The 24,733-nt window shown below is 37.4% G+C and carries 16 protein-coding genes and 1 tRNA gene; 14 read left to right on the top strand and 3 right to left on the bottom strand.

Going from position 1 to position 24,733, the window contains the following annotated elements:
* Nucleotides 1-67: 67 nt before the first annotated feature.
* A complete protein-coding gene (dnaE, locus tag FNW07_RS03570) occupies nucleotides 68-4,576 on the top strand; it encodes a DNA polymerase III subunit alpha (RefSeq protein WP_126744105.1) in 4,509 nt (1,502 codons plus the stop codon).
* Here dnaE and FNW07_RS03575 read toward each other — a convergent pair.
* Both FNW07_RS03575 and FNW07_RS03580 read right to left on the bottom strand, forming a co-directional pair.
* The gene (locus tag FNW07_RS03575) at nucleotides 4,573-6,633 is read right to left on the bottom strand and encodes a HAMP domain-containing sensor histidine kinase (protein WP_126744106.1); all 2,061 of its coding nucleotides are present in this window, start codon (nucleotides 6,631-6,633) and stop codon (nucleotides 4,573-4,575) included. The two genes, dnaE and FNW07_RS03575, sit on opposite strands and share 4 nt — an antisense overlap.
* Nucleotides 6,630-7,334, bottom strand: a complete 705-nt coding sequence (locus tag FNW07_RS03580) for a LytTR family DNA-binding domain-containing protein (RefSeq protein ID WP_126744107.1) — start codon at nucleotides 7,332-7,334, stop codon at nucleotides 6,630-6,632. The genes FNW07_RS03575 and FNW07_RS03580 overlap by 4 nt, the downstream gene beginning before the upstream one ends.
* 239 nt (nucleotides 7,335-7,573) lie before the next feature.
* On the opposite strand from FNW07_RS03580, the gene FNW07_RS03585 reads away from it, so the two are divergent.
* The 9 genes from FNW07_RS03585 (at nucleotide 7,574) to FNW07_RS03625 (ending at nucleotide 20,411) form a co-directional block, all read left to right on the top strand.
* Nucleotides 7,574-9,250 (top strand): hypothetical protein, encoded by a 1,677-nt coding sequence (locus tag FNW07_RS03585; RefSeq protein WP_126744108.1) that lies wholly within the window; start codon nucleotides 7,574-7,576, stop codon nucleotides 9,248-9,250.
* A gap of 10 nt (nucleotides 9,251-9,260) precedes the next feature.
* Entirely contained in the window at nucleotides 9,261-14,165 is a 4,905-nt protein-coding gene (locus FNW07_RS03590; RefSeq protein WP_126744109.1) for a hypothetical protein, read from the top strand.
* Nucleotides 14,166-14,182: 17 nt separating this feature from the next.
* A complete protein-coding gene (locus FNW07_RS03595; protein WP_126744110.1) occupies nucleotides 14,183-16,108 on the top strand; it encodes a fibronectin type III domain-containing protein in 1,926 nt (641 codons plus the stop codon).
* Nucleotides 16,109-16,216: 108 nt separating this feature from the next.
* Nucleotides 16,217-16,534, top strand: coding sequence for a thioredoxin (gene trxA, locus FNW07_RS03600; RefSeq protein WP_126744111.1), 318 nt, complete (start codon nucleotides 16,217-16,219; stop codon nucleotides 16,532-16,534).
* A 339-nt stretch (nucleotides 16,535-16,873) separates the two neighbouring features.
* Entirely contained in the window at nucleotides 16,874-17,248 is a 375-nt protein-coding gene (locus FNW07_RS03605; protein WP_126744112.1) for a hypothetical protein, read from the top strand.
* Between the two features lie 10 nt (nucleotides 17,249-17,258).
* Nucleotides 17,259-18,185: a DUF58 domain-containing protein gene (locus FNW07_RS03610; RefSeq protein WP_126744113.1), complete on the top strand. Its 927-nt coding sequence runs from the start codon at nucleotides 17,259-17,261 to the stop codon at nucleotides 18,183-18,185.
* An 86-nt stretch (nucleotides 18,186-18,271) separates the two neighbouring features.
* Nucleotides 18,272-18,345 (top strand) — tRNA-Asp (locus FNW07_RS03615).
* A gap of 317 nt (nucleotides 18,346-18,662) precedes the next feature.
* Nucleotides 18,663-19,871, top strand: a complete 1,209-nt coding sequence (locus FNW07_RS03620) for a site-specific integrase (RefSeq protein WP_126745297.1) — start codon at nucleotides 18,663-18,665, stop codon at nucleotides 19,869-19,871.
* Nucleotides 19,872-19,970: 99 nt separating this feature from the next.
* Nucleotides 19,971-20,411: a RadC family protein gene (locus FNW07_RS03625; RefSeq protein WP_185964610.1), complete on the top strand. Its 441-nt coding sequence runs from the start codon at nucleotides 19,971-19,973 to the stop codon at nucleotides 20,409-20,411.
* Between the two features lie 58 nt (nucleotides 20,412-20,469).
* On the opposite strand, the gene FNW07_RS03630 is transcribed toward FNW07_RS03625, so the two are convergent.
* Nucleotides 20,470-20,742: a helix-turn-helix domain-containing protein gene (locus tag FNW07_RS03630; protein WP_126745295.1), complete on the bottom strand. Its 273-nt coding sequence runs from the start codon at nucleotides 20,740-20,742 to the stop codon at nucleotides 20,470-20,472.
* A 189-nt stretch (nucleotides 20,743-20,931) separates the two neighbouring features.
* On the opposite strand from FNW07_RS03630, the gene FNW07_RS03635 reads away from it, so the two are divergent.
* The 4 genes from FNW07_RS03635 to FNW07_RS03650 all read left to right on the top strand — a co-directional run bounded on the left by FNW07_RS03635 (nucleotide 20,932) and on the right by FNW07_RS03650 (nucleotide 24,125).
* The gene (locus tag FNW07_RS03635; protein ID WP_126745294.1) at nucleotides 20,932-21,351 is read left to right on the top strand and encodes a hypothetical protein; all 420 of its coding nucleotides are present in this window, start codon (nucleotides 20,932-20,934) and stop codon (nucleotides 21,349-21,351) included.
* Nucleotides 21,352-21,566: 215 nt separating this feature from the next.
* A complete protein-coding gene (locus FNW07_RS03640; protein WP_126745293.1) occupies nucleotides 21,567-23,171 on the top strand; it encodes a hypothetical protein in 1,605 nt (534 codons plus the stop codon).
* Between the two features lie 2 nt (nucleotides 23,172-23,173).
* A complete protein-coding gene (locus FNW07_RS03645; RefSeq protein WP_126745292.1) occupies nucleotides 23,174-23,524 on the top strand; it encodes a hypothetical protein in 351 nt (116 codons plus the stop codon).
* Between the two features lie 319 nt (nucleotides 23,525-23,843).
* Nucleotides 23,844-24,125: a hypothetical protein gene (locus tag FNW07_RS03650; RefSeq protein WP_255512721.1), complete on the top strand. Its 282-nt coding sequence runs from the start codon at nucleotides 23,844-23,846 to the stop codon at nucleotides 24,123-24,125.
* Nucleotides 24,126-24,733: the final 608 nt, after the last annotated feature.

Consider the following 24,733-nt stretch of genomic DNA (forward strand, 5'->3'; position numbering starts at 1 on the left):
AAAAAAAACTACTTTTGACGTTCATATATTGTAATTTTTCAGAATTACAAGACCCTCACATTCAGCTATGTATTTAATATTCGATACCGAAACCACCGGATTGCCAAAACGATGGGATGCACCTATAACCGACACCAATAACTGGCCGCGTTGCATTCAGATTGCCTGGCAATTGCATGATGAGATGGGACAACTTATCGAGCATAAGGATTATTTGGTTCAGCCGGAAGGGTTTAATATACCGTATGATGCCGAAAGGATACACGGGATTTCTACCGAATTGGCGCAGGCGAATGGAGTTCCATTATCAGAAGTTTTAGAAAAATTCAATATTGCTTTATCGAAAGCCAAATTCATAGTCGGCCAGAATTTAGGTTTTGATGTCAACATCATGGGCTGCGAATTTCACAGGATGAATGTGAATTCGCCGATGGCCACAATGCCCGTTTTGGATACGTGTACCGAAGTAACCGCTTCGTTGTTACAATTACCTGGTGGTCGTGGTGGAAGATTCAAATTGCCAACGCTTACCGAGTTACACAGTTATCTTTTCCATAAGCCTTTTTCGGAGGCGCACAATGCCACCGCCGATGTGGAGGCAACTACGCGTTGTTTCCTAGAATTAATCCGTCGCGAGGTTTTCACCAAAGAAGAACTGGATGTTCCGTCCGGTTATTTTGAGGATTTCAAAAATTACAATTCCGGCGAAATCCAATTAATCGGATTAAAGCACATCAATTTGAAAGCGGCATCGGAAGCGATACGTCAAAATTTCAAAAAAACAGAAGAAGCTCCTCTTTCCAAACAGGAACTTTCAGAAAATAAACAAATTTTAATTGATACCGATTTCGTGCACTTGCACAATCATACGCAATTTTCGGTATTGCAGTCCACCATTAGTGTGGCGGCATTGGTAAAAGCAGCAGCGCAACACAAAATGCCCGCGGTAGCCATGACGGATCATGCCAATTTAATGGGTGCTTTTCATTTCGTTCGTGACATTCTGAATCACAACAAGTCGGCTGAAGCCAAAAACGCAACGGCTGTTGAAAATGGGGAAGAACCGACCGAAGTGCAAATGAAACCTATTGTGGGTTGTGAATTTTTTGTCTGCGAAGACCATAAGGACAAAACCCGTAAAGACAATGGATACCAGATTGTTCTTTTGGCGAAGACCAAAAAAGGATACCACAATCTGGCCAAAATGTCGTCTATCGCATACACGCAGGGATTTTATTATGTGCCGAGAATCGACAAAAAAGTCATTGAAGAATACAAAGAGGACATCATTGTTTTGTCCGGAAATCTATATGGCGAAATCCCCAACAAAATCCTGAATCTTGGTGAAAACCAGGCTGAGGAAGCATTGGTTTGGTGGAAAGCCCAATTTAGAGACGATTTCTATATCGAAGTCATGCGCCACAATCAGGAAGATGAAAACCGCGTGAATCAGGGATTGATCACATTGGCAAGAAAGCATGATGTCAAAATTATTGCGACCAACAATACCTTCTACATCGATAAGGAAAATGCAAATGCACACGATATTTTATTGTGTGTCCGTGATGGTGAAAAACAGACAACACCAATTGGACGTGGACGTGGCTACCGCTACGGAATGCCCAATCAGGAATATTATTTCAAGTCGGGGGAGGAAATGAAAAAACTCTTTAACGATTTGCCGGAAGCCATTTCAAACTTGTCCGAAATCGTAGATAAAATTGAAATCTTCAGTCTGGCGCGTGAAGTTTTATTGCCTAAATTTGAAATTCCTCGGGATTTCATGGTTTCGGAAGACGAACAGGATGCCGGAAAACGAGGTGAAAATAAGTTTTTAAGACACCTTACTTATGAAGGTGCCAAACGAAGATACAAAGAGATTACCACGGAAATTGAAGAACGAATCGATTTTGAATTGCTGACCATTGAAAATTCCGGCTATCCGGGGTATTTCCTAATTGTACAGGATTTCATTGCCGAAGCCCGGAAAATGGATGTTTCAGTAGGTCCCGGACGTGGGTCCGCTGCCGGTTCAGTGGTTGCCTATTGTCTCGGAATTACCAACATTGACCCGTTATTATACAACCTGCTATTTGAGCGTTTCCTGAATCCTGACCGTGTATCGCTTCCCGATATTGATATCGATTTCGATGACGAGGGTCGAAGTAAAGTCATGGATTATGTAATCAATAAGTATGGTTCAAAACAGGTAGCGCAAATTATCACCTACGGAACGATGGCTGCCAAATCAGCAATTCGGGATACCGCACGGGTATTGGATTTGCCGCTTTTTGAAGCTGATAAAATTGCCAAACTGATTCCGCTCAATTTAAATCTGGCGAAGATTTTCACCTATGATGATGCCAAATTAAAAGCAGCTTTGCGTCCGGAGGATTTCGATAAGGTAAAGGAACTAATCGCTTTATCGAAAGAAGGCGATTTAGGTGCCGAAACGTTGCAGCAAGCGCAGATATTAGAAGGAAATCTAAGAAACACAGGTATTCACGCCTGCGGGGTTATCATCACGCCAAGTGATATTACGAATTTCGTTCCGGTGGCTACAGCCAAAGATTCGGATTTGTATGTGACACAGTTTGATAACTCGGTGGTAGAAAGTGCCGGACTATTAAAGATGGACTTCTTGGGCCTCAAGACCCTGACCTTGATTAAAGATACAGTCAAATTAGTAAAATACAGAACCGGAAAAGACATCGATCCGGATGAATTCCCGATTGATGACCTAAAGACCTATGAACTTTTCCAGCGTGGTGAAACAGTTGGTATTTTCCAATACGAATCTGCCGGAATGCAGAAATACATGAAGGAACTGAAACCAACGGTTTTTGGCGACTTGATTGCAATGAACGCTCTATATCGACCGGGCCCGATTGCCTACATTCCAAGTTTTATTAAAAGGAAAAATGGCGAAGAGGAAATCTTATATGATCTCGATGCCTGTGAAGAATTACTGAAAGACACCTACGGAATTACGGTTTACCAGGAGCAGGTAATGCTATTGTCCCAGAAATTGGCAGATTTCTCCAAAGGGGATGCCGACGTTTTGCGTAAGGCGATGGGAAAGAAACAAAAAGATGTCCTTGATAAAATGAAGCCCAAATTCATTAGTCAGGCTGCTGCAAAAGGACATGCTGAAGACAAACTGGAGAAAATCTGGAAAGACTGGGAAGCTTTTGCCGAATATGCGTTTAATAAATCGCACTCGACGTGTTATGCGTGGATTGCTTACCAGACCGCCTATTTAAAAGCAAACTATCCCGCCGAATATATGGCCGCCGTTCTTTCCAATAATATGAGCGATATCAAACAAGTTTCCTTTTTTATGGAAGAATGTAAACGGATGGGACTGCAGGTTTTGGGACCGGATGTGAATGAATCGTTCTATAAATTTACAGTAAACGAAAATTACGCAGTCCGTTTTGGGATTGGTGCTGTAAAAGGAGTGGGAATGGGAGCCGTTCAGACCATTGTCGAAAACAGGAAAGACGGAAAATACAAATCAATTTTTGATTTGGCCAAACGTATTGATTTACGTGCCGCCAATAAAAAAGCATTGGAAAATTTAGCATTGGCAGGAGGTTTCGATTCGTTTTTAGGAACGACGCGCGCCCAATATTTCCATGATGATGGCGATGGCATTACTTTTTATGAAAAAGCCATCCGATATGGAGCCAAATTTCAGGAAAACGAGAATTCCTCGCAAGTAAGTCTGTTTGGAGAAAGCAGCGATGTGCAGATTGCGGAACCAATAGTGCCTCCTTGCGAGGACTGGACCACGATGGAAAAACTGGCTAAAGAAAAGGAAGTAGTCGGAATCTATATCTCGGGCCATCCTCTGGATGATTATAAATTTGAAATGAAATATTTCTGCAATGCCAAATTGGAAGCCCTTAAGAACATGGAATTGCATGTCAATAAAAACCTGACTTTTGGCGGTATCATTACCAATGTGCAGCACCGTGTCGCCAAAAACGGAAAAGGATGGGCATCTTTTATGCTCGAAGGTTATGATGAAAGTTATGAATTCCGGATTTTTGGTGAGGAATATTTGAAATTCAGACATTTCCTGATTCAGAACAATTTTACCTTTATGAAAGTTCTGGTGAAAGAAGGCTGGGCCGATAAAGAAACCGGTAAAAAAGGAGAGCCAAGATTGCAGTTCATGCTGGTGCAGTATTTGCAGGATGTCTTGCCTACATTCGCCAAGAAATTAATCATTCATTTAAATATTAATGATCTTCAGGTGGAATTTATTCACAAGCTGAGCGATCTTTTTCACGCCAATAAAGGCGATAATTCAGTTACATTTGAAGTATTGGAACTGGAGAAAATAAAAAAATTGGTTGAAGCACCCATAATGGTTTTGGAGACTGAAGCAGTTTTTGATGAAACAGCAGAACTCGCAGAAGAAGAGCCCGAAATTGCGGTAACTTCGGAAGTAGAGGAAATAAAAATAATAACCAAGTTATCGATGCCGAGCCGGAAGCTGAAGATTAAAATCTCGAACGAACTGCTTCAGGAACTGGAGAAAATGCAGATTAATTTTAAACTGAATTAAAACGTCAATTTAAAAGTGGTTCCGGAATTTAGTTTTGATTCCACAGTAACAGTACAATCGATTGCTTTTCCTAAATCGCGAATTAAGTGGAGTCCCAAACCGGTTTTGATTCCGGAAACTTCTTTTTCGTCATAAAGTGCTTTGAATTGCCCTTCGGTTCCGCCCGGACCGTTGTCAGAAATGGTTAAAAAGGTTTGGCTATTTTGTTGCCACGATTTCCAGATAATGATGGGATTTTCTATTTTTTCGCAGGCCTTAATGGCATTTCCGGTTAAGTTTCTTATGATGGTTTTCAGGTAATCTTCATCGGTGTTCAATTGGATGTTTTCCGGATTTTCAAATACCATTTCAATGTTTTCGATACTTGAAAAATGCGTTTTAGTGTCTTCAAAAAGTGAATGTATGGTTACATTTTTTAAGTGAGGCTGGAAGTTTTCCATCTGCCCTTTACTCCACAATAAAATATCTTCCATCGACGTCAATAAATTTTCGGCACCTGACAACGTTTTATACTGAAGCCGCACTTTACTTTCTTCATCCAATAATTCCGGACTTTCATGCTGCAGGTGCAGAAAATGTATCAGATTGGCAATCGGGCTTCTTAAATCATGGTTTAAAATACTGAAAAATAATGCTTTTGTTTTATTGGCCTGATCCAGCTCCTGATTTAAAAGCTGAAGTTTTTCGTTGCTTTTCCTTCTGTTGCGGCTTTGCTTAAACAATAATCCGGCGATAACGACCAATAGTACAAAACCAATTCCAAGATAGATTTGCTGCTTTCTGGTATTTTCAATTTGAAGGTTTTTCAGTTTATTTTCGGTGGAAAGCGTGTTTATTTTTTCCTGTTTGTATTGGTTTTGATATTTCGCTTCAGCATTCGCAATACTTTGTTTTCCAGATTCCGTTAACATCACCTCATTACTCTGGCTGTAAATAGTGTGATATTTATAGGCGTTCTGCCAATCTCCCAAAGCCTCATAACATTGAGAAAGCTTTTTATTTATCGTAATAAAAGATTCCTTATCAAATTCATAAGCATAGGTCGAGGCTGAATTCAGGGTTTTGATAGCCTCCGGATATTTTTTTTGTGCAAACTCTAATTTCCCTTTGGAGATATTGGCTTCCATCAAAATTTCCTCATCATTTGATTTGAGGGCATATAAAACGGCTTTGTCCGCATAATTTGAAGCCGTGTTTATTTGGTTTTTGGCAATGAAATATTCTGCCATATACCGATTTGCAGAACTAATGTTCAGATGTAAAGGTTCGTTCTGGCTGACCAGTTTATGAATCCCATTGTAGTATTTTTTTATGCTGTCCAGATTCTCGAGTTCCACGTAGCACTTGATGTAATCATTGTACAGAAAGGCAGTCGCATTATCGGAAGTTTTCAAATAGGGTTGCGCATAACCGGAATATTCAATACCTTTTTTATATTGTTTCATTTTAATGTACGCGCTGGCAATTTGGGAGTAGGAAATCCCAATATTGACAAGGTTTCTAGCATCGTCTTTCGGAAATTTTTTGCGGTATTCGATGGCTTTTAATTTATAGCCAATAAATTTTTCATATGCCGCCTGGTCCAGATAATATTCGCCCAAACTCCCGTTTAAAATGCCTTGCGTATAAATGCTTTTGGTGGTATCCAACACTTTTTTTATATAATCAATAAGTTGGTCCCTCTTGCTAAATTGTTTTGTGGAATAATACAAGTAGTTAAGCCGCATCAAGGCTAAGGTTTCTTCTTTCAGATGCCGTCCTTTTTTTGAATAGTCTAACGATTTTTCGTAATACGGAACCGCTTTTTCATACAAATTATTATCATATTCATACCCGTAAGCTTTGAAGTAATTAAATCTGGATAAAAAATAATGTTTGTTTTTGGCCTTCTCAATTCCCTTGGTAGCAACTACAATTAACTGTTTGTAGTTATTTGAATTTAGAAGGGTATCACATTTTACAATCAATTCGCTTAACTCTTTTTCAGCTGATATTGGACTTTGCTGCGAAAACAACAAAACCGGATAAAATATCAGACAGAGAAAAAGGTTTTTCATGCAATTAAACTCAGATTGTCTTTATAACTTCTTCCAACAGGGATTAATATGCTGTTGTTCAATTCAATCTCCAAGGTACCGATTCTTTTCACAAATTGTTTCTGCACAGCAAAACTTCTGTGGATTCTCACAAAGGACTGAAAATGATTTTCTTTTAAAAGCGTTCCAATGCTGGATAATACGCAATGCCTTTTATGGGAAGTAATAATCAGCGTATAATCTTTTAAAGCTTCCAGATACAGGATTTCGTGAAGTTTTACTTTGGTTTGCTCGTGCCCTTCTTTTATATAAATGGTGTCTCCGCCAATAGTAGCCTCAAAAAGTGTGGCTTTTAGCTTAATTTCCATGAATTCCTCAATGCGCTTCATGGTTTGGGAAAAACGATCCAATTTCAAAGGCTTCACGATAAAGTCCAGGGTTTCTAATTCAAAACTTTCAACGGCGTGTTCAGGATGTGCGGTGATAAAAATACAAACAGGAATATGCAGGGCTTTCTTCCGGAAATCCAATCCGTTAAGATTGGGCATATCAATATCCATAAACAAAATATCAATTTTCTCTTTATCGATGATTTCTAATGCTTTTACTGCAGAATCGTATACGCCCAAAAGTTTCAGCCTCGGAAATTTTTTCACAAAGGACAGCACCGTAAGTCTATCAATTTCATCATCATCAACTATAATACAAGTGTATTGTTCCATATCCTTTGTGTTCCTAAAACAACTTTAGGTTTCAACAGAAATGTCATTCATCTATTTAAAACGTTGACTGTCTATCGGTATTTTTTATATCATAAAACTAACCGCAAATTTGCTTAAAATTTTGTTAAAACGCAATTATTTGGCGTCTTAAAGTGTCGGCAACATTGGAAATTAATAAAAATGCTGTTTATCGGTTTTATTTGCTGTTTATCGGATTTTTAAGTTTAAATATGGAATTTATGATGAGAATAAAGTTATTATTTATGCTAATTTTTCTTCTTTCCTGCGCCATTTCACAAGCGCAGGACTTGGAACATATTAGCGAAGTAAAGCCTGTAGAGTTTTCCGGAACTTTTACAGTCTTTGGTTCTTACTATAATGTAAACGGAATTGAACCACGCCGAAAGGATTTTTCCTGGTATGCAACCGGGAATCCGTTATTGAAGCTGTATGGTGTGGAAATTCCTTTTTCTTTTACGGTAAGTGAACAGGAACGTTCTTTTCGTCAGCCTTTTAATCAATTTTGCATCAGTCCGACGTATAAATGGGCAAAAGCCCATTTGGGCTATACCAATTTGACATGGTCGCCATTTACCTGGTCAGGCCAGACTGCTTTAGGAGCTGCGGTGGAATTAAATCCCGGGAAATTGCGTTTTGGTTTGTTATATGGACGATTGAACAGAGCCGTGGAAGAGGATTTGACTTCACCGGAAGTGCAGACCCCTTCCTTTAAGCGTATGGGATATGCCTTTCGCATGGGTTATGGTACCGAGACAAGCCATGTGGATTTGATCATGTTAAAAGGAAAAGATGATGAAAATTCCCTGAACACCATTCCTCAGGGTACGGAAGTGTTGCCAGGTGAAAATGTGGTAGCCGGTATTTCTTCTAAATACAAATTAACGCAAAAATTGTTTTGGGATGCGGATGTTGCCACGTCTGTTTTTACCCGTGATGTGCGCGCATTACCACTTTCGGGAGATGATGCTTCAACAGTCAATAGTTTTAACTCTTTGATTATCGTCAATTCTTCCACGCAAATGTACAATGCCTATCAGACGGAAGTTCGATATGAAGAAAAAAAATATAAAATTAAAGCGAAATACAGAAGAGTGGATCCTGATTTTCAAAGTATGGGAGCCTATTATTTCCAAACGGATGTAGAGAATATTACGTTAGAACCATCGGCTTATTTGCTGAAAAATAAATTAAAAATCACAAGCAGTTTGGGTCGTCAGCGTGATAATCTGATGAATAAAAAATCATTCACCACTAAAAGATTTATCGGAAACATTGGACTGGATTATACGTTATCGAGTATATTTGGATTCAATGCGATGTATGGAAATTACTCCGGGGAACAAGGCAAAGGATTGAAAATCCCAAACCAGACCACCCAACAATCGTTTGTTTCTCAAAATATGGTGCTGATGCCCCGACTGACTTTCGTAAAGGAAAAACTCACTCATTTTCACTCGTTAATGGTTAACCGTCAATGGCTGACAGATAAGAATCCAAATACGGCAGGCATAACAGAATACAAGGTTGACAATCTTAATTATAACAGTTCCTTTGTTTTCAATAAAATTGGATTAACCCTTGGGGCATCTTACTTATTGTCTATTTTTGAATCCAACCTGAATACCACCAGATTAAACGGAATCGGAATCAATACCAGCAGACCGTTTTTAAAAAATAAGTTAATTTCGTCCTTGTCTGTCAATGGTACCCAGCAAAAAATAAACCATGAGAATTTTGCCGATATTGTAAATCTGACCTTTCAGAACACCTATAAACTGAATGAGCATCATGGTCTGACTCTGCTTGGTATTTATATCGATAATAAAGCGAAAACACCAACAGGGATTTCATTCAGTGAATACAATATTGACTTAGGATATACCTACACTTTTTAAAAGAAATAGTATGAAAAATAATTTTAAGATTTTTAGTGTCATTTTTCTGTTGTTATCACAGATTAATTTTGCACAAACAGTGAATGTCACCGTTCAGGTTTTGCCGCCGTATTCCACGTACCTGACGGATTATCTGAATAGCCCAAGCAAAGTCGTTTTTACATTGCTTTCGTATTCCAATGCCAGCGTTTATTTAAAAGCGAATATTACCGGGGATAACGGAATATCAATCTCCACATCCGATTCCTATCGTCCGGCAACGCCAATTCAATTGGTAGCCTATCAGCCAAAAATGATGACGGGAATTGACCTGAAAAATTATCTGGATCTGAATTCGGTTATTGTGACCGGAATCAATAAAAATGATTTGTTTAAAGGGTCGGGACTACCGGAAGGTTCGTATACCATTTGTATTCAGGTCTTGGATTTTAGCACCGGACAGCCACTGAGCACTCCTAAACCTTCAGGTTGCAGCAATCCGTTTGACATCCATCAGATTGCTCCGCCACAGTTGGTTTCTCCGCCTTGTGATGAACCAGTTGTAGCGGGGAATATCCAAAATGTGATTTTTTCGTGGTTGCCTTCTGCCGGAGCACCTGCCGGTTCCCAATACAAATTGAAAATTGTCGAGCTTAACCCAATCACAAGAAATCCTAACGAAGCGATGAACAGTGCAACGACTCCTGCATTTTTCGAAACAACGACAAACTCGTTTTCATACGTATATGGCCCAGCCCAACCGCCCCTTAAAAAAGACAAAAAATATGCCTGGCGCGTTACTTTATTACCAACAGATACCCGATTTAATGCCGGCGGAGCTGCCCTGAATGTTCAAAACAAAGGGAACAGTGAAGTATGTAGTTTTGTGTATAAAAATAATGTGGTGGCTCAAAGTACGGCAACCCCGGGGACTTACAATATTAATTTGATAACACCGATTCAAGGTGCAAAAATAAACAACGGTTATGGTTTGGAGTTTTTTTGGTCCCAAAGCAAGAAATGGGTCGTGAAGTACGAAGTGCAATTTACCGATCACGAAACGCAAAATAAAAAAATAACCAATTGGACTGCATTACCTGAGAATTTATTTTCATTGAAAAATGCATTTTATGCCAGTAAAGAAGTAGCCTATACCACTACCAAGTTAACCCTTCCGCAATCATTTACCGCAAAAAACGGAAAAATTGCCTGGCGTGTAATGGCGTATGATAACGCACATAAAGCAATTGACAGTAGTCGGATTGAAACCTATGAAGTGGTGGATGCGCCATTGACAGATCGAATAAAACTAATCGCACCGATTAAAGGTGAAAAAATAAACAACGGGTATGGTTTGGAATTTTCATGGACCGCGAGCAAAAAACCAGTGGCTAATTATCAGTTGCAATTTACCGATCGCGAAACTCAGGATAAAAAAATCACTAATTGGAACACGCTGACGGATGCCATATTCACTAAGAAAAATGCATTCTATGCCAGCAAAGACATTGGTAATAAACTGAAAATTGATTTACCACCTACATTCACAACCGGAAACGGAAAAATAGTTTGGCGTATCGTTGCATTCAACCAGGGTAAAAAAGCCATCGACAGTAGTGCCATTGATATCTATGAAGTTGTTACTGCTCCTTCGACCGACCGGATTAAACTGGTTTCCCCAATTGCAGGAAAAAAAATAACTTCGGGGTACGGACTAAAATACGAGTGGGAAGCCTCTAAAAAGAAAACCATTACCGGGTACCGTGTACAATTTACCGACAGATATTCCCAAAATAAGGAAATTACGGATTGGAATAATTTGAATGAGAAATTGTTCAATGGTAAAAACGCTTCTTTTGCATCTAATGACACCAAGGAATTGTTTATAAACTTACCGAACTCTTTTACAACCGGTGTAGGCAAAATGGCTTGGCGTGTGGTTGCACTTCACAATAAAACTATTGTCGACAGTAGTAAAATTGAAATCTATGAACTAATCGAGGACACCAGCGAATTGGCCAAAATTAAAGGGTTTGCCATTAATGGATATTACGTTCAGGTAAACCAGATTTCCAACAAAGATCAGGATAAGTTTAGTGGTTCCGGGGAAATGCTGCTATGGGTAGGAGGAAAGAAAATAATCTTCAATTTCAAGGATTTAAAAATTCGTCCGGTTTCGTACAACGCTAAACTTAAAAAAAATATCTGGGGTGTGATTGACGGTACCCTTGATATCGATGCTAAAAAAGGATTAATCAACAATCGATTTGATTTATCTACCGAAAAGGATTGTGACGGAGCCTTTCAGCTGACTTTAAACAGTATGAAACTGTATGGCAAACTCGAAGGTGCCATGGATGACAAAACAAATCTGTACAAAGTTTCTAAAGATGTGGGTACAACCGATGCAAAAATCATTGGGAAATGGATGACCAATTGGTTCATTCCTAAAAACGGGAAATATTCCAATGATATGTACGAATTCGTATCCTATGAATCTACGATAAAGATGAGTTTTGCCAATAAATTCGACGGGTTCGTTAATTTAAACAGCGATAAGGACGTTTCAAACCTCGCTAACGGAGGAATCGACGTAACTTTCGGAGGTACTCCCGGTGATATGAAGCTGAGCATAAAAGGATTGGAAGGCCAAACGGATTTGAGCGGAACCGTAAGGGTTTCAGGGGCGCAGCCTTCCGCAGAATCAGATGCGTATTTGACCAACTTATCCATTCCGTTCAAGAACAAAAAGAACCTGAATTTTTACTATACTTTCGAAAAACCTTTAAAATGGAGAGTCAACGACGACGGTTCGGTTTATGCAAATGTTTCTGAAACCTACGTGCATTTATCGGATAACGGACAATTGGAATCAAAATTTGAAAACTATAACAACGGTCTGAACTTTGATAAATTTGGCGTCCTGATTAATCTTCCTAAAAAAATCGGGGCAACGACAGGTTCTACTTTAAATATGTCTTTCGACAAAGTTTATAACAAAGGAAATGGGTATACCTCGATGTCTAAACAGGACACAGAAAGCAAAAGTAACGTTGACTTGGCTGGTTTCACATCCAAGTTGGCCAAATCGTCCTTTAAGATTGACAAAAACAAGTTGGTTTTCCTGAAAATCGAAGGCGAAATGTATGTTCCGTTTATCAATGACTGGGCTGGTCTTACAATGGATATCGACAGCAAAAAAATTCAGGAAATCCAATTAGATATAGATTATACAAAGAAATATTATTTGTCTAAGGACAACAGTGGAAGTTCAGCCTATATGACGGTTTTTTCGGGCCGATTAGAAAACAATGCCGTGGTAATTTCTTCCAACTTATCGGTGAAAAACGGACAGAATAAAGGTTTTGAAACCATAAAGATGAACATGTGCGATATGTATATTGATCCATCAGGAGCCGTATCGTTCAATACTAACTTTTCTGATAATACCGAATCTGTTTGTGAAGGGACTAAGGAATGGGCTAAGTATTACGGATTTACATTTACGGTTGATAAAATGAAAATAAAACGAAATACCAGTAAAACAGACGTCCAGTTTTTATTTTCCGGAGATGTAACTCTGGGTCCTAATATTGCAAGCGGCAGAAAAGAAATGGGATTCACATACCACGGAACATCAGCACAGCCTGGTTTAGGGTACAATATGATTAATACCAACGGTGTCAATTTTAATCCCAATTCTAATCTGTTGGGAATGAATTCAAAAGGACCAAATGATACCAATGAGGACTATATAATTAATAATTCCCTTGTCGAAAATTCCATTGAAATTGCCGATGATGGAAAAGCAATTAGCGGAAACTATGAAGACGGTTCCCAAAAATTTGGCGGTGGATTTAAAATGACCCAAAATGCAACGTGGGGTAATTGTTTCGAATTGGGAGGATCATACGAAACGAAAGAACCGAGTACTAAAGAATTGTCTGCTAAAATGATTTTGGGAAAAACCCTTCCAAGTGCCGGAAATTACACGTACTGGTTTTTTGAATTCGCCCAAAAAGGATTCGTTTCTATTCCGATTATTCCTGGAATTTTGGAAGCGCATGGTTTTGGAGGAAAAGCCTACTACCAGATGGAGGTCGAGTATGATAATATGGGAAAGATTAGCAATATGAAACCTAACAATGCCTATTCGTTAGGAATTGCCGCTGAAGCCGATGTAAGGACTTCATACGACCAGGGGGCAACACTTCACGGTCATGTACAGATTGTAACGCAGTTTCAAGGCTGGAGTATTGACGGGATAAGTTATTTTATAAAAGGGGATGCGATTTCTACAAGCAGTGATAGTCCAGGTTTGATTCAGGCAAGATTAAACGGCCAATTAAACTGGGTAGATAAGTACATCGACGGGAAGGGCCAGATTTGGGGAGGCGTAAAAGATATCGTTTGTATCAATGAAGGTGCAGCAAACGAAGATGCGATATTTTTCCACTTTGGAGCCGATGATTTCTACATGAACGTAGGAACTCCAGAAAACCCAATTACAGCTGAAGTGATGTGCGGCAGCGGGTTCAATGTGGGAATCTGGTTAGGGTTTGATAAAAAACAATTAGGTTTTGGTTTTGCCCAACATTATGACTCCGGTTGGAAAGGTCTGGATTTGGGAATTGCCTCTGCCGAAGGACGATTGATTTCCAATTTTGCCGCAGGCGTTAATGTGCAATATTCCCCGTTTCAGGCTACTGGTACTGCCTCTTTTGATGGTAGGGCGTATGGGAAAGGATGTGTGGACTTTAAATTCTATGAAGGCTGTATCGGCGGAAGCTGTGGTGTATCTGCTAATCTTTCCGTATCGATGCCAAACCCTGTAGTATTTCAAGGAAGTGTCGCTTGTGATGTCCACAGATGGATTCCGGATTTTACGCTGAATGCAAAATGGTCTTCTAACGGTGGATTCAGTATCTGGCTATAATTAAAAAAAATAAAAAGATGAAAAAAGTACTCATACTCGTTTTTGTATTATTATCAATAGGAGCAAAAGCACAAGATTATAAATTGTTTGGCGCCGGAGGCGAAAATAAAATTCAGTTGAAATGGATGTCAAAATTAATTAAATCCGATGTGGCATTCGATATCATGAAAAGCGAAGCGGGCGGAACCTGGCAAAAAATCAACCCGACTCCAATTATGCCTTCAGCGGTAATCAAGGAATCGGAATTGAAAACGGCTAAAAACCCGTTTCCAAAGGACGAATCGTATGCTTTCTATATCAAGTATAAAAATGTAAAGGAAGTTTCGGCCAATAAACAGGCCTATTCGGATTATACGTTAGCCTTAGCAGCCATCTTCGACAATGAGGTGGCCAAGCATTTGGGGATTTATTTCGAGGATAACGCGGTTGAAAAAGGAAAATCCTACAGCTATAAATTAGTCGATGCAAAAACCCAAAAGCAAATTTCGGTGGTTAATAATCTTGCTTTGGGGGAATTGCCTAAAGCGCCTGAGAATGAAAAAGTAGCACAGTTAAAACAGAATGTGATGATTACATGGTCTGCCAACGAGGACTATATTGGATACAATATATATCGCAACGGAACGAAACTGAACAAAGAACCCATAATGGCTAACTTAGAGAAGAATGTCTACATAGCCAATTATGCCGATGCGAATGTTCCAGCCGGGAATTATGTGTATGTTTTAAAAGGGGTAACATTTTTAAATACCGAAAGTAAACCCTCAACAGACTTGAAAATAGTCGTAAAAGATATCACGCCGCCAGCAGTTGTAAAAGGATTTAAAGGCGAACGGAAAAACGATGAGGTAATTTTAACATGGACGCCTTCAAAAGATAAAGAAGTAGCGGGTTATAACATTTATAAAAGTGACGACAAGGGAAAAACCTTCAAGAAAATCACAGCCCAAACCATCAAACCATCAGAAGCTAAATATGTGGAGAAATTAGACAAAACCACTTTCGGCTCATTGCAGTACATTGTCGAATCGGTAGATCAGGACAACAACGGAAATCGTTCGGTTCCTATAGGTGTTTTCGTTCCGGATCACGAAAAACCAAATATGCCAAATGAGTTGAAATCAAAATCAGAGGTTGGGAAAATCACCCTTTCCTGGCGTGCCAACTCCGAAAAAGATTTGGCAGGATACAGAATTTACAGAGGATTAAAAGACGATGACCAAAACGACATGCTTTTATTGAATGCCACGCCGCAAACGGGAACTAGTTTTGTCGATGTTTTCAATGAAAAAGCAGGTACCAAATTCATATACAAAATTGCGGCTCTCGATAAATCATTCAACGAAAGCGACAAGGCAGTTGTCTGGGTTCAATTGCCGGATGTAATTCCGCCGCACGCGCCAATTTTGCGGGAAGCCAATTACGACAGAAATCAGGTAAATTTGAAATGGGACGCAGTTTTAAACGATAGCATTTTAGGGTATGATGTGTATCGGATTGTGGAGGGGAAGGAAATGAAAGTCAACAGAGAACCTGTAACTGCAACCAATTTTAGCGACAGCGAAATGCCCGCCAGAGGAATCTGTGAATATTATGTAAAAGCAATCGATGTGGCCAAATTGGCTTCAAAAGCGTCCAATAAGTTAATGGTTACCAAAGCGGTCAATCCAAATCAGACAATCGATCTTGTGGCCACGCAAGATGCCAATAGTAAAAAAGTACAATTAAAAGTACAGGGCATTGAGCCCGAAGCAGTTCTGGAAGCAAAGCTGTATCGAAGAAAGGGAGATGCCGGATTTTTAAGAATTCCATTTACTGTTTCTGACTCGTTATTTACAGACGAAACCACGGAATTGGGTGTGATTTACGAATACTTTTTAGAGGTAATAACCACGGATGATGTCAAAATTAAATCTGAAAAAATTGCTGTTAACAATTCATAGTCCATATGAATTCCACTTATAGAACTATCAATAAAACTGATTCTCATCCAGTGAAGAATCAAAAATAAAATTCTACTTTTGTCTGAACAGTAATTTAAAAAACAACAGATGGCAATAGCAATAACAGATGCTACTTTTGAAGAAGTAGTTTTAAAATCGACAAAACCAGTAATGGTAGATTTTTGGGCAGCATGGTGCGGTCCTTGCAGAATGGTTGGTCCAATCATCGACCAGATTAGTGAGGAATATGAAGGAAAAGCGGTTATCGGAAAGGTAGACGTGGACGCCAATCAGGAGTTCGCTGCAAAATACGGAGTGAGAAATATTCCAACTGTCTTGGTTTTTCAAAACGGAGAAGTAGTAGGAAGACAAGTGGGAGTTGCTCCAAAGCAAACTTACGCGGATAGTTTGGATGCTTTATTGTAATTAAACATCAAAACAGTTAAAAAGGCCTGACGTAAGTCGGGCCTTTTATGTTTACTGTAATAAATATAGTAATGTGTCACCTATAATGATATATCACCCTGAGCGCAGTCGAAGGGCAGAGGATATCAGGCCTAAGGAGTAATTATGCGCCAGCCAGGTGTCACCCTGAGCGCAGTCGAAGGGGCGAAAGTCGCCTTTTTTGTTCAGGAGCCAATTTTGATTTTGTATCTGCAAATGCAATTCCCGCTGTCGGCTTTATCCACGCAAAAAAGCGTGGGATACCGCCTCCATCGGGGCTAAAGGACCAATTATCCGCATTTTTTACTAGAATGGATTGCAATGATGTGTCACCCTGAGCGCAGTCGAAGGGTAACGAGAGCGGTTGTTAAGTTTGTTTCTGCTTCTTACGACGTTTTTTCTGCTTCTTGCGACGTTATTCTTGCTTCTTGTGACATCGTTTCTGCATCTTGCGAGTTTATTTCTGCTACTTACAACATTATTTCTGCTACTTACGACATTATTTCTGCTTCTTACGACGTTATTCTTGCTTCTTGCGACTTTGTTTCTGCTACTTGCGATTTTGTTCTTGCTACTTGCGATGTTTTTTATTTAAGAGCGAAACGGTCCAATCCTCAAGCGCCAAACTTTCAAACTTTTAATTTCCAAATCATTCAATCTTTTAATACATTTGACACGAGCCGTAAGGCAAACTGACGCAGTAAAAATGAAGATCGAATCCCAATTAGAAAAAATATCCAGTTTCCAGCATCTGGAGTTACTCGCCAATCAAGTGGTAGAGGGCTTCATTTCCGGAATGCACAAAAGCCCGTTTCATGGATTCTCTGCCGAATTTGCCGAACATAAGGTGTATAATTCCGGAGAAAGTACCCGGCATATCGACTGGAAGTTGTTCGCAAAAACAGATCGTTTGTATACCAAGCGTTACGAAGAGGAAACGAACCTGCGCTGTCATCTGATTATTGATAATTCCTCCTCCATGCATTACCCGAAGCTGAACAACAATCAGCAATTCTACGAAAGCAAAATAGGATTTTCGATTTTGGCTTCCGCCGTATTAATGAATCTGCTGAAGAAACAACGGGATGCGGTAGGGTTAAGTGTTTATTCGGATACCTATGAATATTATGCCCCTGAAAAAGGAAGCGACCGTCATCACCGCATGTTGATCAATACACTGGAAAACCTGTTGGTCAATCAGAAACCCAAAAAAAACACGGACACCGTCACTTTCCTGCATCAGATTGCCGAGAAAATGCACCGCCGTTCGATGATTATCCTCTTTACCGATATGTTTCAGTCCGGTAATGAAGAGGCGTTGTTCAATGCGTTGCAGCACCTCAAACATGACAAACATAAAGTGGTCCTGTTTCATGTGATCGACAATAAAACAGAGCTGAATTTTGACTTCGACAACACGCCAAGAAAGTTTATTGATGTTGAAACGGGAGATGAGGTTAATATATTTGCCGATAATGTGAAGCAGGAATATGAAAAATTGGCGGAAAACTACTTTAAAAAGGTAGCATTGACCTGCGCTCAGAATAAAATTAAGTACGTCCCTGTTGCTGTGGGCGAAAATTTCGAAAAAATATTAACCACATATTTAATTGAAAAACAAACCTTTGGATAATAAGTTAAATTTTAATTTAAATATTTTTCTAAAAACGTTTGGAGAAGTCGAAATAGGTTGTATATTTGCACTCGCAATAAAGCGCTGGTTTGGTAGTTCAGTTGGTTAGAATACATGCCTGTCACGCATGGGGTCGCGGGTTCGAGTCCCGTCCAGACCGCTTAAATTGGGGAAAGCCTTTCGTAAAGAAAGGCTTTTTTGCCCCCAAAAAGGTTTTTAAAATAGTTGTGTTGTTTCGGTACGCAAGTACCAGGTTTAGTAGTTAGACCAATGAAAAGCTTTCCACTTTATTGTGGATAGCTTTTTTGATTTAGGGAAGTTTCATACTTCATTTTGGAGGTTTCTTCTCTCTCCATATTTCCCCATTTTACTTCTAAAAAGGATAACAATTAGGTGTGCATCATTTTAAAAAAGGTGTGCATGTTATTCATTTTTTTTACCCATTCATCCCATTCACCAACTAAACAACTAAAAATCATGAATATTATAAAAATCAATATAACATTTCTGCTTACCAGAAATAGGTTAAATAAAATGGGCAAATGTTCTCTTAGATGCAGAATCACCTACTTACAGAAAAGACAAGAATTTGCAACAGGGTTATTTATAAATCCCAATCATTGGTACAGCAATTTTCAACTAGCTAAGCCCCCCAATGAAGAAAATATTTTTATAAATACTGAACTAAGCCTGATTAAACAAAAAATTAATCAGGCTTTTTTATTTCTACAAATCAACGAAATAAATATCTCCGTGGAAGACATTTACAAGCAATACAAAGGGAAAACCCTTGATAAGGAATTTGGTGTAATTGAAGCCTACAATCAATACATTGAAAGAATTAAAAAGCTTATTGATATTGAAATACAGATGGTGACTTACAAAAAATACATTGAATCTCGAAATCATCTTTTAGCGTTTGTAGTTTGGAAGTTTAAAGTTAAGGATTTCAAGTTTAGAGAGCTCAATTTTAACTTTATTACGGATTATGAATATTTCCTTAAAACCGAGAAAAACTTACAGCAAAGCACCTTAAATAAGGCTATTCAGAGGTTTAGAAAAGTAATGCAGTTTGCAATAAGTCAGAATTATTTGGATAAAGATCCTTTTCTTCTTTACAAGGCAAAACGAATCAAAAAAGAAATCATTTTTTTGACAAATGAAGAACTTAAAGCTTTGGAAAACCAACAATTTGAGATAAAAAGAATAGAGCAAATCAAAGATTTATTTGTGTTTTGCTGCTACACAGGATTAGCGTTTAATGAAATGACGAATTTAAAAAAAAGCCATGTTGTGAAAGGTTTTGATGGTGGACTATGGTTAAATATTAATAGAGCCAAAACCCTGAAAAGTTATAAGATTCCGTTATTGAATCAAGCTAAGGTAATATTGGATAAATACGAAAATGGAAAATCAGAAAAAGTATTTCCAAAAATATCAAATCCAAAATTCAACGCATATCTCAAAGAGATAGCAGATGTTGTGGGGATTCCTAAAAATCTAACCCATCACGTTGCAAGAAAAACTTTTGCAACAACAGTTTTGCTTTTTAATGACGTTTCAATGGAAATTGTATCTGAACTTTTAGGACATTCCAAATTATCCACCACCCAAGAACATTATGCAAAAGTGGTGCAAAGTAAAGTTAGTGATTCAATGCGAATACTTGCAAATAAACTAAAGTAGAAATAGCAAACAATTTTTACCTATTAAACCTAAACTCCATTTTGTATTTAACAATTTGGAGTTTTTTAATATATACGAACAGTTACAAAAAAAATATTTATGAATAAAATCGCAGAAATTAAAGTATCGTATAATATACGAAACACTCAAAAAGAAAAAATAACCTCTGGACAAAAAGCATATGAAATTTTTTTAAAGTCTTGGAAAAAAGGATTGTTAGAACTCCAAGAGGAATTTAAAGTACTACTTTTAAATAGAGCAAATGAAGTTTTAGGGATTTACTCACTATCAAAAGGTGGAATTTCTGGGACTGTTGTAGATGTCAGATTGATATTTTCAGTAGCGCTAAAGTGCAATGCTTCGAGCATTATAATATCACATAATCATCCGTCTGGAAATCTGAAACCAAGTGATTCAGATATTAAAATAACCAATAAAATAAAAAAATGTTCAGAGTTTTTGGATATTGCATTACTTGACCATTTGATAATTACAAAGTATGGTTTTTATAGCTTTTCAGATGAAGGAATCCTTTTTTAAACGTAACCCATCGAAGATTACATTAGCCCTACATCTAAATAAGTTGTAGGGAAACGATTTATTTATTTTGGATTGTCGTTAATTCAAAATTAAATAATTCTGCAAGCGGAACTTCTAAGGCTCTAGTGATTTTAAATATTGTGCTAATGGTAGGATTTATTCTTACTGTTTCAATTCTTGCAATTTGTGATAGTGTTATTTCCGAACGATAAGCAAGTTCTTCCTGTGAGATACCTTTTTTATTACGTATCTCTTTTAGTCGTTTTGCCAACAACTGCAATCCGTCCTCGTCAAAGATTAATTTTCTAAATTTAGTATCGTCCTTTTTCACTATTCAAAAAGAAGATATAAATAACAAAATCATTATAGCACTTATGCTATAATTGTTATATTTGTTAAAAATAACGACTCTGCTAATCATTATCAGTTTCTGCCAGCCAATATTTGCAGGCACAGGGACACAAAAGCCAAGCCTTTAATAAATAAAATTTAAATAATATTAATATAAAATAAGAATACTATGTTTAAATCACTAAAAAAAATACAAGAATACACAAAGTTAGGTCATTCAATGAATAGTGTATCACAGATGTTAACTATGTTACTTGAAAAGCATAAAGGAGGATCTGCTCCAATGGACTTAAAAGAAGAAATATATATAATATCCTACGTAGCCAGAAAAGGAATTTTAGACAGAATGGATGAATACGAATGGAATTTGGAAGGTCCAATTCATGTCCCTGTAATAAATTCAAAGAATATAACTCTATTTCACGCATATAGTAATACAATTTCACTTATTAAATCTTTGTCAATTGAATTAGGTTTTCCGTCTGAAGTAGAAAGCATACTTAATAAAGAAACTTGTTATTATGAGTTTGAGAGCTTATTTCCTGTAGAAACCATAAAACAACTTGATAAACTAATTTTGATAAATTAACAATTTAAAATTTCGTTTAAATAACAATCATTTTACCAACTTGCCAAATAAATCAGGGCTACGATTCTGGGAGCCCTTTTTAAACCTAAATGTGGGGACGAAAATTTCGTCGGTATACCAGGATAAGAAAATCCCTAAATTTAGGGATGCTTTTGTTGTATTAATTTTATTACATTGCACCACAATAAAACACTATAAATTATTAGCTATATTATATGACAAAAGCCCTTAAAAAGATTACAGCAGTAATCACAATTATTCTTCTAACTATATTTTCAAGTTGTGAAACTGAAAAAGACTTTCTAGAAGGAAACCAAAAAACTCTATTAAAAGAAAAATCATTTAACGAGTTACTATTATTAAACAGTTTTAATGCCGCTTACACGAAAATTCAGCAAGAAAAGCAAAAATCTATTGCATCAAGGTCAGCATTAGAAGATGAGTTTAATTTTACCATTTCCGAAAAAGAACCTGTTAACGTTGTAGAAATTGATGGTGTTACTTATTATAACATATTGATACAACGAGACGAAGCTGAATCAGGATTTTTCGAGAATTTATTAATAATTAATGAAACTATTGATGAAGTACTAGAAAGCCGAGCTTACATTGTTAAATATATCCCAACTGGAGAATTGGTGGAAACTATTCATAATTCTTATTATTTTGAAGGAGAGAAAGAATTAACGCAAATAACGGGACGAATCTCTGGACGTTGCAATCATGTGTGCTCTCTAATCTGTACTCAAACTGGGACAGGTGCAAGTGGGACAGTATATACAGGCCCTCATCTTATGTGTGGTGATTGTAGTGGCTCAACAGTAAATTTAGAGTGTTCTTTCGTTTGTACAGATGCTGACGGCGGGGGAAGTGGAGGAGCTGTTTCTACTGGTGGAGGAGGTGGAACTACAACTGGTGGTGCAGATACAGTTACTACGCCATCAAACGAAACTGGGAATAATGAAATTATAGTTGCACCTGTTTTACCTGAGTTTGAGGATGATGTTGATGCTGAACAAGCAAATCTGCTTAAAGCTTTTAACTTAAGCTTAACTGCGCCTCAAAAGCAATATTTAATTAATAATCCTTCAGTTAAATTGGATATTAATAATTATTTAAGCCAAAATATCTTAAATGGAATTATTAACACACAAGCTGTTGCTTTCGCAAAAGAATTGATAAATGCTTTAATCAATAATCCCCAGCCGATATATACAACTACAAATTATCCTGGTATAAATGAAGGAAAACCATTTCAATGGTGGAAAGATGAAAATTATATAAATGCCAATTGTGAGGACCCATATGAATCATGGAAAACAGTAAGCAAACAAGAGAAATTATTAATTAAAAATTTTCCAGAGGTTGCATATCGTATATATCAGCGTCGAGATGTGGCAATGCAAACGACATTTATGTATTTTGGGAACGTTCCAGGTAATTTGAATGGAAAGGCAGACGCGTTCAGACATGCTTATTTTCAAGCTATCAACACCGCGGCTATGGGGGTTTATACAACAAAACTGTTCTCTGATGCTCATGAAAGCGAAACGCCCGATCGTTGGATTAAAGAAAAACAAATGGATTTGTATAATAATCAGAAGGGTATGGATTTAATTGCAATTAATCAACCGACCCTGACTGACGTAAATTTGATATCAATTGAAGTTCACAATTTAGTTGTAAACGGTCAATTAGTCTATCTTTCTCCCCTGAACTATAATAGTCCAAGTTTTTGGGATAATCCAAATACCTCCGTACAAAATGATGGTAACCATGGAATATTAATAAATACTGAATTAACTCCAACAGATCAATAGCAATGAAAAAACTTGTATCATTAATCCTCGTGTTTCTGTCCCTTATAATTACCAGTTGTAAATTCGGAACAACATTTGAAGTCGAAAATAAAACTAATCTTGCGCTTGATAGCTTATCAATATCAAATGGATTTAATACTGTTTACGCACATAAAATGGATAAAAATGAGAAAATTTCATTATTTCTGAACTTTAAAAATAATAACACAAAATCTGACGGTAATTTTGTGGTAAAATATAAAGCGAACAATAAGCAACGAAAAACAATGTTTGGTTATTATAGTAATGGAATGCCATCCGATGAAAATGTAAAAATTCAGATTTATAAAGACACCGTAATAATTGGAGATTAACCACATTATAGACTAAATATAAATAAAAGATTAGGGCTCCTGTTTACGGAGCCCTTTTTTATTGTATAAATTTAGAATATTAAAATTTTTATTTTTTTCAAAAAAATTACAATCGAACGTCTGGATTAACCCAACGTCACACCCCGACTCTTCTAAAACTTTGGGAGATACCCCGAGGGTGACTAGTTGAATTGACATTCTAACTTATTCAATTCTCGGGGAAGTGCCTTTAATGTATAATCTTAACTCACAAAAAATTATGGTAAGTATAATTGGGTATCAATCAGTAGAAAAAGAAGACGGAGAAAATTTCTTGTTATTGGTTCTACAAGGAGGCGTCGAGCCTGTAAAAAGTTTAACAACTGGCAAAATGTATTTCACGGCAAGGACAGTGAAAGTTCCTGCTACATTCGATGAAGCCACCTGCAAAAGTTTAATAGGTTCACAATTTGACGGGACAATTATTAAAGTTCCAAGTGACTCTTATGAGTTCACCATTAGGGAAACGGGTGAAACTGTAAAACTAAATCATCGTTATGAGTATGTGACGGGTGTCGATGCACTAAAACATCAGTTAGTAAATAGTGAATTAGTACACTAACCTGCATAAATAAGGTCTTCTATATGGAGACCTTTTTTATTTGGACAAACTATCGACAAACATCTAAAAATAAAATTGAACTACTTGTTTGCGCGGACAAACACAAAATGGCATATTCCTTGGCTGAAAGCTTCCGAAATCCATAGCCAACCATATATATAACATAGCTTTTATGCTAATTACATCTGCAAAATAAACATCTAAAAAAGAAATAATCAATCTGAAAAATGACAAAAAATGAGTTGTGGGAACTAATCAAATACAGTTCTTCAAGGGAAATATATATTATTACGCATTACGGAGTTCTAATACGGTTGTACTGTCCAATAAAAGTCCAAGCTATACAAGATGTAGGCATACTGAAAAAAGGACAAATCGTTCTTGTTGACGAAATCAAGACTACGATTGAATTAAAGACCGTTTACATAATAAACAACGAGGGGTACTACTATTATAATTTTGACATTATGCTTTAAAATGATTGTCTGTGACAATTTCTGCAATCAAAAAACGCTCATTTTATGGAAAGTGCACATGAGTTTTTAAATTTTTATTAGTTTAAAGTACAATTTTTAACCAAAAGTCAATTTATTTACATTAATTTAAGA

It is taken from the genome of Flavobacterium sp. GT3R68, from assembly GCF_007109225.1.
In the GTDB taxonomy this organism is placed as follows: domain Bacteria; phylum Bacteroidota; class Bacteroidia; order Flavobacteriales; family Flavobacteriaceae; genus Flavobacterium.